The sequence below is a fragment of the Pseudomonas sp. S09G 359 genome, assembly GCF_002843605.1.
GTDB lineage: Bacteria > Pseudomonadota > Gammaproteobacteria > Pseudomonadales > Pseudomonadaceae > Aquipseudomonas.
Genome location: NZ_CP025263.1, coordinates 4268711 through 4281422 on the forward strand (window position 1 = coordinate 4268711; position 12712 = coordinate 4281422).

10 protein-coding genes are annotated in these 12712 nt (G+C 61.0%); 7 read left to right on the forward strand and 3 right to left on the reverse strand.

Annotated features, from left to right (window positions below):
- Positions 1 to 35: 35 nt before the first annotated feature.
- The gene (locus tag CXQ82_RS19365; protein WP_101271831.1) at positions 36 to 686 is read right to left on the reverse strand and encodes an N-acetyltransferase; all 651 of its coding nucleotides are present in this window, start codon (positions 684 to 686) and stop codon (positions 36 to 38) included.
- Between the two features lie 169 nt (positions 687 to 855).
- On the opposite strand from CXQ82_RS19365, the gene xthA reads away from it, so the two are divergent.
- Positions 856 to 1668 carry an exodeoxyribonuclease III gene (xthA, locus tag CXQ82_RS19370; RefSeq protein WP_101271832.1) on the forward strand — a complete coding sequence of 271 codons (813 nt, stop codon included), beginning with the start codon at positions 856 to 858 and terminating at the stop codon, positions 1666 to 1668.
- 198 nt (positions 1669 to 1866) lie between these two features.
- Entirely contained in the window at positions 1867 to 3198 is a 1332-nt protein-coding gene (locus CXQ82_RS19375) for a substrate-binding domain-containing protein (RefSeq protein WP_101271833.1), read from the forward strand.
- A 146-nt stretch (positions 3199 to 3344) separates the two neighbouring features.
- Here CXQ82_RS19375 and CXQ82_RS19380 read toward each other — a convergent pair whose 3' ends face one another.
- Positions 3345 to 4574, reverse strand: coding sequence for an acyl-CoA dehydrogenase (locus tag CXQ82_RS19380; RefSeq protein WP_021492800.1), 1230 nt, complete (start codon positions 4572 to 4574; stop codon positions 3345 to 3347).
- 151 nt (positions 4575 to 4725) lie between these two features.
- On the opposite strand from CXQ82_RS19380, the gene CXQ82_RS19385 reads away from it, so the two are divergent.
- The 3 genes from CXQ82_RS19385 to CXQ82_RS19395 all read left to right on the forward strand — a co-directional run bounded on the left by CXQ82_RS19385 (position 4726) and on the right by CXQ82_RS19395 (position 7477).
- Complete coding sequence (locus CXQ82_RS19385; protein ID WP_101271834.1) at positions 4726 to 5661, forward strand: LysR family transcriptional regulator; 936 nt, start codon at positions 4726 to 4728, stop codon at positions 5659 to 5661.
- A 492-nt stretch (positions 5662 to 6153) separates the two neighbouring features.
- The gene (locus tag CXQ82_RS19390) at positions 6154 to 6546 is read left to right on the forward strand and encodes a MerR family DNA-binding transcriptional regulator (protein WP_101271835.1); all 393 of its coding nucleotides are present in this window, start codon (positions 6154 to 6156) and stop codon (positions 6544 to 6546) included.
- A 16-nt stretch (positions 6547 to 6562) separates the two neighbouring features.
- Entirely contained in the window at positions 6563 to 7477 is a 915-nt protein-coding gene (locus tag CXQ82_RS19395) for a hydroxymethylglutaryl-CoA lyase (protein WP_101271836.1), read from the forward strand.
- Positions 7478 to 8136: 659 nt separating this feature from the next.
- Here CXQ82_RS19395 and CXQ82_RS19400 read toward each other — a convergent pair.
- A complete protein-coding gene (locus CXQ82_RS19400) occupies positions 8137 to 9774 on the reverse strand; it encodes an AMP-binding protein (RefSeq protein WP_101271837.1) in 1638 nt (545 codons plus the stop codon).
- Positions 9775 to 9924: 150 nt separating this feature from the next.
- Here CXQ82_RS19400 and CXQ82_RS19405 point away from each other — a divergent pair, with 150 nt between their 5' ends.
- Both CXQ82_RS19405 and CXQ82_RS19410 read left to right on the forward strand, forming a co-directional pair.
- On the forward strand, positions 9925 to 11088 hold the full coding sequence (locus CXQ82_RS19405) for an isovaleryl-CoA dehydrogenase (protein WP_101271838.1): 1164 nt from the start codon (positions 9925 to 9927) through the stop codon (positions 11086 to 11088).
- A gap of 12 nt (positions 11089 to 11100) precedes the next feature.
- Positions 11101 to 12708 carry a carboxyl transferase domain-containing protein gene (locus CXQ82_RS19410; RefSeq protein ID WP_101271839.1) on the forward strand — a complete coding sequence of 536 codons (1608 nt, stop codon included), beginning with the start codon at positions 11101 to 11103 and terminating at the stop codon, positions 12706 to 12708.
- Positions 12709 to 12712: the final 4 nt, after the last annotated feature.

Here is a 12712-nt window from a genome sequence, read left to right on the forward strand (position 1 = left end):
AACTTAGAACTCAGAAGATTCTGAAAAATTCTGAGTTAAGTCGTTACTGCATGTAAGACCTGTGGATTGGGATGGAAAAAAACATGTTCCAAAATAGGTCCTACCGCAACCTCACCGATCTCCTCATAACCCTGGCGCTTATAAAATTCCAGGTAACGTGAGTTACCCGTATCCAGCACCACACCGGACGAATGCGGGTCTTCGGCGCACCAGTTATGCACCGCCTCCAGCAACTGTTCCCCGTAGTGCTTGCCCTGGAACTGCGGGTGAATACCCAGCAGTGGCAACACGTGCACCGACTCGCTCGGCAGGCAGGCCAGCACCGCGTGGTGGTAATCCAGATAACGCCGCGTACCGCGCACACCGGTGCTCAGCCACATGCGCAGTTGCCAGGCCCAACTTTCGGTAATCCCCAGGCGCCGTTGCGGTGGCGCGATCAGCGCGATGCCGATCAGCCGGTCATTCACGAACAAACCGATGGCAGGCAGCTTCTGGAAAAAGTGCTGTTTGACCAATTCGCGCACGGTGGCCCGCACCCGTTGCTCATACCCCGCACGCTCCGCTTCGAAGATGTAGGCGAACGTCGGCTCATGCCGATAGGCCTGGTACAACAAGGAACGGGCTTCGCGGGAATAGCCGCTGTTAAGCAGGCGGATTTCGGCCACGGCAGTCGAAGTTTCAGGCATACAGTCAATCTCCCTGGGCGCCACTCAAAAGATGGCGTTCTTATGGGTACGAACCTACGCAGCAGCAGTCGTTCCCAGACATTAGCAGCGCATCTGTCCTACCGCCACGCTGGCCCCCGCCCTACTTGTCGGCTAGCATCGCCCTTTTGCCAAGACTGGACTGCCGACCATGAAAATCGTGTCTTTCAATATCAACGGGCTGCGCGCCCGCCCTCATCAGTTGGCGGCGCTGATCGAAAAGCATCAACCCGACGTGATCGGCCTGCAGGAAACCAAGGTTCACGATGACCAGTTCCCCCTGGCCGAAGTACAGGCCTTGGGCTATCACGTTTATTACCACGGGCAAAAAGGCCATTACGGCGTGGCCCTGCTCTCGCGCAAGGAAGCCTTGAGTGTGCACAAGGGCTTTGCCAGCGATGAAGAAGATGCCCAGCGCCGTTTTATCTGGGGCACCTTCGCCGATGAACACGGCAACCCGGTCACCATCATGAATGGCTACTTCCCCCAGGGCGAAAGCCGTGACCACCCGACCAAGTTCCCGGCCAAGAAACGTTTCTACGAAGACCTGCAGCAACTGCTGGAAAGCCAGTTCAGCAATGACCAGGCCCTGGTGGTGATGGGCGACGTGAATATTTCCCCGCAGGACTGCGATATCGGCATCGGCGCCGACAACGCCAAACGCTGGCTGAAAACCGGCAAGTGCAGCTTCCTGCCCGAAGAGCGTGAGTGGATGGAACGCCTCAAGAACTGGGGCCTGGTGGACAGCTTCCGGCACCTGAACCCGGATGTGGCCGACCGTTTCAGCTGGTTCGACTACCGCAGCCGTGGCTTTGAAGATGAGCCCAAGCGCGGCCTGCGGATTGACGTGATCATGGCCTCCAATGGCCTGTTGTCGCGGGTCAAGGATGCCGGCGTGGATTACGATTTGCGCGGTTTGGAGAAGCCCTCGGACCATGCGCCGATCTGGCTTGAACTGAGCTGATCCTCGGATTTAACCGGATCAAATGTGGGAGGGGGCTTGCCCCCGATAGCGGTGGGTCAGTTAGCGTATCAGTCACTGACACACTGCTATCGGGAGCAAGCCCCCTCCCACATTAAGCCTTGCGGCGTGCCAGTCATATTTATGCAACCTGCCTGTCTTAGTCTCGCGGCACTCCCTTTGTCTTGAGAAGGTGCCGGCATGATGCTGCGCGTTCTATTCCTGTGTTGCGTGATCGCCCTCCCCGCTGTGGCCGCCCCCCTGCCCGTTCCCGATCAAGGTCCTGCATTGCGCATCCAGGGCTCCAATACCATCGGCGCGGCACTCGGGCCAGCGTTGGTCAAGGGACTGATGGAGCAACAGGGGCTACAGGCCGTGCACAGTGAGCCGGCCGCAGGGGCCAACGAACAACACGTGGTCGGCAAAACACGACAAGGCAAAACGGTGACTATCGAGGTGGCCGCCCATGGTTCCAGCACCGGTTTTACCGCGCTGAAAAAAGCCAGCGCCGATCTCGCCGCGTCTTCCCGCCCGATCAAGGACACTGAACTGGTCGACCTCGAGCCCCTCGGCGACCTGAAAAGCCCCGAGGCCGAGCAGGTGATCGCCATCGACGGCCTGGCAATCATCCTCAACCCACAAAACCCGTTGAATACGTTGAACACCGAACAACTGGCGCAGATCTTCAATGGCGACGTCAGCACCTGGGAGGCACTCGGTGGCATCGGCGGGGCCATCCATTTGTATGCCCGGGATGATCAATCCGGCACCTACGACACCTTCAAGGAACTGGTGCTGCGCCTGCGCGGCAAGCCGCTTGCTGCGTCCGCCAAGCGTTTCGAATCCAGCGAGGAGCTGTCCGACGCCGTGAGCCAGGACCCCCAGGGCATCGGCTTTATCGGCCTGCCGTATGTCCGCCAGGCCAAGGCGGTGGCGATTGTCGATGGCGACTCGCAACCGATGCTACCGCTCAACAGCCTGATTGCCACCGAGGATTACCCGCTGTCGCGCCGACTGTTTTTTTACCTGCCGCCGTCGGCACACAATCCATGGGCCAAGGCGCTGGTGGACTTTACCCAGAGCAGCAAGGGCCAGGCGATTGTCGCCGCCAACGGCTTTATCGCCCAGCAGGTGCAGGCAATCGCGGTACAGCCACGCCCGTCGATGCCTGATGACTACCAAGCCATCGCCCGTGACGCCCAGCGCCTGACGGTAAATTTTCGTTTCGAAGAAGGCAGCGCCAGCCTCGACAACAAGGCCCGCCAGGATCTGCAGCGGGTGGTGGCGTACCTGAAAAACCACGACAAGCTGGATAAGCAGGTGACGCTGGTGGGGTTTGGCGACGCCAAGGACGACCCGCAACGGGCGGCGCTGCTGTCGAAGCTGAGGGCGATGGCGGTGCGCCGGGAGTTGGTCAAGAACAGCGTGGTGCTGAGGGATATTCGTGGGTTCGGCGCGCAGATGCCGGTGGCGACGAATGCCGCGGATGAGGGCAGGATCAAGAATCGGCGGGTGGAGGTTTGGGTGTATTGAGCCCTGAGGTTTGGGGTGTTTTTACTGGCCTCATCGGGGGCAAGTCGAATCGTCGCACCGCCCCTCCCACATTAGACTGCATTCCTACTTGAGAAATGCGGTCAAGTGTGGGAGCGGGCTTGCTCGCGAATGCAGGCGCCTCGGTCTCACTGCCCGCCGCGCATCAACTCTTTAGGCACATACTTGCCAATCTCAAACTTGCCGATCGCCGCGCGGTGCACTTCGTCCGGGCCATCGGCCAGGCGCAGGGTGCGTTGCATGGCGTACATGTAGGCCAGCGGGAAGTCGTTGGAAACCCCCGCGCCGCCGTGAATCTGGATCGCGCGGTCGATCACCTTCAGTGCCACGTTCGGCGCCACTACCTTGATCTGGGCGATTTCGCTTTTCGCCACTTTGTTACCCACGGTGTCCATCATGTACGCCGCCTTCAAGGTCAGCAGGCGAGCCATGTCGATTTCCATGCGTGAATCGGCGATCTTGTCGATATTGCCGCCCAAACGTGCCAAGGGTTTACCGAACGCGGTACGGCTGACGGAGCGTTTGCACATCAGTTCCAGCGCACGCTCGGCCATGCCGATGGAGCGCATGCAGTGGTGGATACGGCCTGGGCCAAGGCGACCCTGGGCAATCTCGAAACCGCGACCCTCACCAAGCAGTACGTTTTCATACGGCACACGTACGTTGTCGAACAGCACTTCGGCGTGGCCGTGGGGCGCGTCGTCGTAGCCGAACACCGGCAGCGGGCGCACGATTTTTACCCCGGGCGTGTCCACCGGCACCAGGATCATCGAGTGCTGCTGGTGGCGCGGCGCATCCGGGTTGCTCAGGCCCATGAAGATCAGGATCTTGCAGCGCGGGTCGCAGGCGCCGGAGGTCCACCATTTCTTGCCGTTGATCACCCACTCGTCGCCCTGGCGTTCGGCGCGGGCGGCCATGTTGGTGGCGTCGGAGGACGCCACGTCGGGTTCGGTCATGGCGAACGCCGAACGGATCTCGCCGCGCAGCAGCGGTTCCAGCCAGCGCTGTTTCTGCTCTTCGTTGGCGTAGCGCACCAGCACTTCCATGTTGCCAGTGTCGGGGGCGGAGCAGTTGAACGGCTCCGGGCCCAACAGCGAGCGGCCCATGATTTCGGCCAGCGGCGCGTACTCAAGGTTGGTCAGGCCGGCACCCAGCTCGGATTCCGGCAGGAACAGGTTCCACAGGCCTTCGGCCTTAGCCTTGGCCTTCAACTCTTCCATGATGGCGGTGGGCTGCCAGCGGTCGCCTTCGCTGACCTGGCGTTCGAACACCGGCTCGGCCGGGTAAACGTAAGCATCCATGAACGCAGTGACGCGTTCACGCAGTTCCTGAACCTTGGGCGAATAGGCGAAATCCATGAGCAGCTCCCTTCTTTGAGAGGTTGTTTAGGTCATGCAATCGATGCTAGAACAGCGTTGATAATTTACCTAGCCTATTCTCGGCGTGTATTAACATTCATCACCGATATATGATCGGCGTATGAGCACCTAACAATAAGAGCGCAACGAAATGAATCTGAGCAAGGTCGACCTCAACCTCTTTATCGTCTTTGACGCGATCTACACCGAAGCCAACCTGACCCGCGCCGGGCAGATTGTCGGCATCACTCAGCCGGCGGTATCCAACGCCCTGGCACGCTTGCGCGAGACCTTCAACGACCCGCTGTTCGTACGTACCGCCCAAGGCATGGTGCCCACGCCGATGGCACAGAACATCATCGGCCCGGTGCGCAATGCGCTGTCGTTGCTGCGTGTGTCGGTGCAGGAAAGTCGTATCTTCAACCCGCAGCAAGCGGCCAAGACTTACCGCATCAGCATGACCGACCTCACCGAGGCGGTGATCCTGCCGCTGCTGTTCCAGCGCCTGCGCCGCCTGGCGCCCACCGTGGTGATTGAAAGCTTTCTGTCCAAACGCCGTGAGACCACCAAGGAACTGGCGGCCGGGCGCCTGGATTTTGCCGTGGACGCGCCGCTCAACACCGACCCGCAGGTGCGTCACGTCAAGCTGATGGAAGACCGCTACGTGTGCGCCATGCGCAAGGGCCACCCGATGGCGGCCAAGGACAAGCTGAGCCTGGATGATTATCTGTCGCTGACCCATATCCACATCTCCAGCCGCCGCAACGGCCTGGGCCACGTCGACCTGGCCCTGGGCAAGATGGGCATCCAGCGCAAGATCGCCCTGCGTTCCCAGCATTACCTGATGGCTTCGCAAGTGCTGCAGCAAACCGACATGGTCATGACCGTGCCCGAACGCTTCGCCCGCCGCCACGAACTGCACTGGTTCGTGCTGCCGGTGAACGATGTGCCACCGGTGGAAACCCACCTGTACTGGCATGAAAGCACCGACCAGGACCCGGCCAACCGCTGGATGCGTGAGCAGATGATCGAACTGTGCCAGCAGGTCACGGCCCATGAGAAGAAGCTGGACGGCAAACAAGCCTGAGGCTGGCAACTTGCCCTCCGACAAGCAGGCCTTTTGTAGCAAAAGGGATTTTTTGTAGCCCACAGGCTTTTGTGGTCAACAGGCTTTTGTAGCCACAGCTTTTTGTGGCCAGCAGGCTTTTGTAGCCACAGTTTTTTGTGGCCAGCAGGCTCTTTGTGGCGAGCGGGCTTGCCCGCGTTGGCCCGCGCAGCAGGCCCATCTTTTGGGGCCGCTTCGCAGCCCAACGGGAGCAAGCTCCCTCGCCACAAAAAGCCCACTCACCACAGCAATCTCCCCAGCCACAGCAAGCCCACTCACCACAGCAATCTCCCCAGCCACAGCAAGCCCACTCACCACAGCAATCTCCCCAGCCAAAGCAAGCCCACTCACCACAGCAATCTCCCCAGCCACAGCAAGCCCGCTCACCATGGGCACGCCTCTACCATTGCGATTAGCTTGACGTTTACGTCAACCTGACACTAGCCTAGCGCCAAGACCTTCTTGAGCGCCCCCATGAGCACCACCTACAGCATTTCCGACCTCGCCCGCGAGCTGGACATCACCACCCGCGCCATTCGCTTCTATGAAGAACAAGGCCTGCTGGCCCCCGAACGCCGGGGCCAGGAGCGCATTTACTCGGCCCGCGACAAGGTCAGCCTCAAGCTGATCCTGCGCGGCAAGCGCATCGGCTTCTCCCTGGCCGAATGCCGTGAACTCATCGAACTCTACGACCCCAGCAGCGGCAACCACATCCAGCTCAACAGCATGCTCGCCAAGATCGCCGAGCGCCGCGAGCAGTTGGAGCAGCAATTGCTGGATATCGAACAGATGAAGCTGGAACTGGACACCGCCGAAGAGCGCTGCACCCAGGCCCTGGCCGAAACCATGGGCCAGGTTGGCCACTAATCAGAAGGTAGCTGCCATGTCTCTTGCCTCCAAGCCACTCCCCACACACGTACGCTTGGTGGAAGTCGGCCCGCGCGACGGTTTGCAGAACGAAGCCCACCCCATCAGCGTGGCCGACAAGGTGCAACTGGTGGACGCCCTCAGCGCAGCGGGCTTGAGCTATATCGAAGTCGGCAGTTTTGTCTCGCCCAAGTGGGTACCGCAGATGGCCGGTTCGGCCGAGGTGTTTGCGCAGATCAGGCGCAAATCCGGCGTGACTTACGGCGCCCTGGCACCGAACCTGCGCGGGTTTGAAGACGCGCTGGCGGCGGGAGTGAAGGAAGTCGCGGTGTTTGCGGCGGCGTCCGAGGCGTTTTCGCAGCGCAATATCAACTGCTCCATCAGCGAAAGCCTGGAACGCTTCGCGCCGCTCATGGCCGCGGCCCGACAGCACGGCATCAGCGTGCGCGGTTATGTGTCGTGTGTGCTGGGTTGCCCTTACGAAGGTGAGATCGCCCCGGCACAGGTCGCAGCCGTTGCCCGCGAGTTGTATGCCATGGGCTGCTATGAAGTGTCCCTGGGCGACACCATCGGCACCGGCACGGCGGGCGCTACGCGGCGACTGTTTGAGGTGGTTGGCGCGCAAGTGCCACGGGATAAGCTGGCGGGGCACTTCCACGACACCTACGGCCAGGCGATTGCGAATATCTATGCCAGCCTGCTCGAGGGTATCAGTGTGTTCGACAGCTCTATCGCGGGCCTCGGCGGCTGCCCTTATGCCAAGGGCGCCAGCGGTAACGTCGCCACCGAGGATGTGGTGTACCTGCTCAATGGCCTGGGGATCAACACCGGTATCGACTTGGACGCCTTGATACGCGCCGGCCAACACATCAGCCACGTCCTGGGCCGCCCCACAGGCTCACGCGTGGCCAAGGCGCGTAACGCCGGTTGAGTAGCGTAGCCGTGACAATGTGTTACCGCAGGCCTACACATCGAGTAACACGGGAACATATTTTGTCGTATTTGCCGTAGGCCTTTGCCTACTAAAAAACCAACTTATTGATTTTTAACGATTTTTAAAAGTTGGCACGGCTTCTGCTATCTCTATGGCATAACAAGAATAAAAAGCACCAAACCTAATAAAAATAAGACGAAACGACTCTGACATAACAAAAACAACACGGCAGAGACGCAGCTAACAGATTTTTTTGGAGAAGATGTGCTTCGCAGGGTACGGCGTGCCGCAACCCGCAACCGGTTAGAGAAAAATAAAACTACCTCAGGTAGCTACCCACTGGTTGGATCGATACGAAGAAGCAGATCAGCGCTCAAAAAAATACGTTTGCTCTTGACCCCGAATGGGGGTCGCCAAAACAGCGGTAAAGGGTCACGGCTGCCAAAAACAACAACAGGCCGCCCCTCAATAATAAAAAAGAGCACGCAACGACAAATTAAAGGGGACCCTCGGGTCCCCTTTGTGCTTTCTATTGACTCAACGCGAGCAAAAAGGTGGGAGCGGGCTTGCTCGCGAATGCGGTGTATCAGCCACTGAAATGCTGAATGAACCACCGCCTTCGCGAGCAAGCCCGCTCCCACATTGGTTTTGTATGGTTAGTTGGAATGCGTTCGCAGCTCCTCGATAGATATCTCGCGCATGCGGAATTTTTGGATCTTGCCCGTCACCGTCATTGGAAACTCGTCGACGAATTTGAAGTGCTTGGGTGTCTTGAAATGTGCAATGCGGCCCTTGCACCAGGTTTGCAGTTCCAGCGCGTTGGCCACATGGCCGGGGTGGAACTTGACCCAGGCGACGATCTCTTCACCGTAACGCGCATCCGGGATGCCGATGATCTGCACATCGGCCACCGCCGGGTGGGTGAAGAAAAATTCCTCCAGCTCGCGCGGGTACACGTTTTCGCCACCGCGAATGATCATGTCCTTGTTGCGCCCGGCGATGCTCACGTAGCCGTGTTCATCCATGCTCGCCAGGTCGCCGGTGTGCATCCAGCCTGCGTCGTCGATGGCCTCGCGGGTGCCTTCGGGGTTGTTCCAGTAGCCGAGCATCACGCTGTAGCCTCGGGTGCACAACTCGCCAATTTCACCGCGCGCAAGCGTATTGCCATCGACGTCGATGATTTTGTTTTCCAGCTGCGGCTGGGTGCGGCCGACGGTAGTTACCCGGCGTTCCAGGTCGTCATCGGCGCCGGTTTGCAAGGACACCGGGCTGGTTTCGGTCATGCCGTAGGCGATCTGCACCTCGCCCATGTGCATCTCGCTGATGACCCGGCGCATCACCTCGATAGGGCACGTGGCGCCGGCCATGATACCGGTGCGCAAGGTGGCCAGTTCGAACTCGCCTCGGCGTGGGTGATCGAGCATGGCGATAAACATGGTGGGCACGCCATACAGGCCGGTGGCGCGCTCTTCGGCGACGGTGGCGAGGGTCAGCAGCGCGTCGAAACCGTCATTCGGGTAGATCATGGTGGTGCCATGGGTGATGCAGCCCAGGTTGCCCATCACCATGCCGAAGCAGTGATAGAGCGGCACCGGGATCACCAGGCGGTCCTGCGCGGTCAGGCCCAGGCTTTCGCCGACCATGTAACCGTTATTGAGAATGTTGTGGTGGCTGAGGGTGGCACCCTTGGGGAAGCCGGTGGTGCCGGAGGTGTACTGGATGTTCACGGCTTGATCGAAATGCAGGCTGGCCTGACGGCTGTGCAATTGCTCGGCCGGGACGCCTGCGCCGAGCGCCGCCAGCTGCGCCCAGGGCAGGAATCCCGTGGGCGGGCTGGGGTCGAGGCTGATCATGCCGCGCAGGTCGGGTTGCAGCTCCTGCAACATGGCGTGGTAATCCGAGGTCTTGAACGACCCGGCGCACACCAGCCACTGGCAGCCGGATTGCTTGAGCACATACTCCAGCTCACTGCTGCGATACGCCGGGTTGATATTGACCAGGATCACGCCAATCTTGGCGCTGGCGACCTGGCTGATGCACCACTCGGCGCAGTTGGGTGCCCAGATCCCCAAGCGGTCGCCGGTTTGCATGCCCAGGGCCAGGAACGCCCGGGCGTGCAGATCAACCGCCTCGGCCAGTTGCCGCCAGGTATAGCGCCGCTGCTGGTGGCGCACCACCAGGGCTTCGCCGTCCGGGTATAGCGCAACCGTGTTGTCGAAAGCGTGGCCAATGGTCGTGGCCAGCAAAGGCTTGTCCTGAGCGCCACGGCTGTAGCTCTGATTCGGTTGATCCATAACGACCCCTGTTGTCTTTTTTGTAGGTTGACGTAAACGTAAACTACGATTGACAGCGCCGCAACGCAAGTTTACGTTAACGTAAAGGTGAGTGCCCTTCCCTGGCGTGCCAACCACACAACAACAAAGCTCACATTAAGGTGCCTGTCCATGAGTTACCCGTCCCTGAACTTCGCCCTCGGTGAAACCATCGACATGCTGCGCGACCAGGTGCAGTCCTTCGTGGCCAAGGAGATCGCGCCCCGCGCGGCCCAGATCGACAGCGACAACCTGTTCCCCGCCGACCTGTGGCGCAAGTTCGGTGACATGGGCCTGTTGGGCATCACCGTGGCGGAAGAATATGGCGGCGCCGGCCTGGGCTACCTGGCGCACGTGGTGGCCATGGAAGAAATCAGCCGCGGCTCGGCCTCGGTGGCGCTGTCCTACGGCGCCCATTCCAACCTGTGCGTGAACCAGATCAACCGCAACGGCAACCACGAGCAGAAGCTCAAGTACCTGCCCAAACTCATCAGCGGCGAACACGTCGGCGCTCTCGCCATGAGCGAGCCGAACGCCGGCTCCGACGTGGTCTCAATGAAGCTGCGCGCCGACAAACGCGGCGACTGCTACGTGCTCAACGGCAGCAAAACCTGGATCACCAACGGCCCCGACGCCAACACCTACGTGATCTACGCCAAGACCGACGTGGAAAAAGGCGCCCACGGCATCACCGCGTTCATCGTCGAGCGCGACTGGAAAGGCTTCAGCCGCAGCAGCAAGTTCGACAAGCTGGGCATGCGCGGCTCCAACACCTGCGAGCTGTTTTTCGATGACGTGGAAGTGCCCGAGGAAAATATCCTCGGCGTGCTCAACGGCGGCGTCAAAGTGCTGATGAGCGGCCTCGACTACGAACGCGTGGTGCTTTCCGGCGGCCCTACCGGGATCATGCAAGCCTGCATGGACCTGATCGTGCCCTACATCCACGACCGCAAGCAGTTCGGCCAGAGCATCGGCGAATTCCAGCTGATCCAGGGCAAGGTCGCCGACATGTACACACAGCTCAACGCCAGCCGCGCCTACCTCTATGCGGTGGCCCAGGCCTGCGAGCGTGGCGAGACCACGCGCAAGGACGCCGCCGGGGTGATCCTCTACAGCGCCGAACGCGCCACCCAAATGGCCCTGGACGCGATCCAGATTCTCGGCGGCAACGGCTATATCAATGAATTCCCCGCCGGGCGCCTGCTGCGTGACGCCAAGCTGTACGAAATCGGCGCCGGCACCAGTGAGATTCGCCGGATGCTGATCGGTCGCGAACTCTTCAACGAAACCCGCTGAAGGAGCGAGCCCATGGCCACCCTGCACACCCTGCTCAACCCACGCTCGGCGGAATTTGCCGCCAACAGCGCGGCGATGCGCCAACAGGTCGACGCCCTGCACAGCCTGCTCGCGCACGTGCAACAAGGCGGCGGCGCCAAGGCCCAGGAGCGCCACACCTCACGTGGCAAACTGCTGCCGCGCGAGCGCATCAATCGCCTGCTCGATCCGGGCTCACCCTTCCTGGAACTCAGCCAACTGGCCGCCCATCAGGTGTATGGCGAAGACGTACCCGCCGCCGGGGTGATTGCCGGGATTGGCCGGGTGGAAGGCGTGGAATGCATGATCGTCGCCAACGATGCCACGGTGAAAGGTGGCTCCTACTATCCGCTCACCGTTAAAAAACACCTGCGCGCCCAGACCATCGCCGAGCAGAACCGCCTGCCGTGCATCTACCTGGTGGACTCCGGCGGCGCCAACCTGCCGCGTCAGGACGAAGTGTTCCCCGACCGCGAGCACTTCGGGCGGATCTTCTTCAACCAGGCCAACATGAGTGCCCAGGGCATCCCGCAGATCGCGGTGGTGATGGGCTCGTGCACCGCCGGTGGCGCCTATGTGCCGGCCATGGCTGACGAAGCGATCATGGTGCGCCAGCAAGCGACTATTTTCCTCGCCGGGCCGCCGCTGGTGAAGGCCGCTACCGGCGAGGTGGTGAGCGCCGAAGACCTCGGCGGCGCCGACGTGCACTGCAAGGTTTCCGGCGTGGCCGACCACTATGCCGACAACGACGAACACGCCCTGGCCCTGGCCCGGCGCAGTGTGGCCAACCTCAACTGGCGCAAACAGGGCGACTTGCTGCAACGCACGCCCGTAGCGCCGCTGTACAGCAGCGAAGAGCTTTACGGGGTAATCCCCGCCGATGCCAAGCAGCCGTTCGATGTGCGCGAAGTGATCGCGCGGCTGGTGGACGGCTCGGTGTTCGATGAGTTCAAGGCGCTGTTCGGCACCACTTTGGTGTGTGGGTTTGCGCACCTGCACGGCTACCCGATTGCGATTCTGGCCAACAACGGGATTCTGTTCGCCGAAGCCGCACAAAAAGGCGCGCACTTTATCGAACTGGCCTGCCAGCGCGGGATTCCCCTGCTGTTCCTGCAGAACATCACCGGGTTTATGGTCGGGCAAAAGTACGAGGCTGGCGGCATCGCCAAGCATGGCGCGAAGCTGGTCACGGCAGTGGCCTGCGCCAAGGTGCCGAAATTCACCGTGATCATCGGCGGCAGCTTTGGCGCCGGTAACTACGGCATGTGCGGCCGCGCCTACGACCCACGTTTCCTGTGGATGTGGCCCAACGCCCGCATCGGCGTGATGGGTGCCGAACAGGCCGCGGGCGTGCTGGTGCAGGTCAAGCGCGAGCAGGCCGAACGTGCCGGCAATGGCTTCAGCGCCGAGGAGGAAGCCGCGATCAAGCAGCCCATCCTCGACCAGTATGAAACCCAGGGCCACCCCTACTATTCCAGCGCGCGCCTGTGGGATGACGGCGTGATCGACCCGCTGCAAACCCGCGACGTGCTGGCCCTGGCCTTGTCGGCTGCGCTGAACGCGCCCATCGAGCCGAGCCGCTTCGGCGTGTTCCGCATGTAAATGG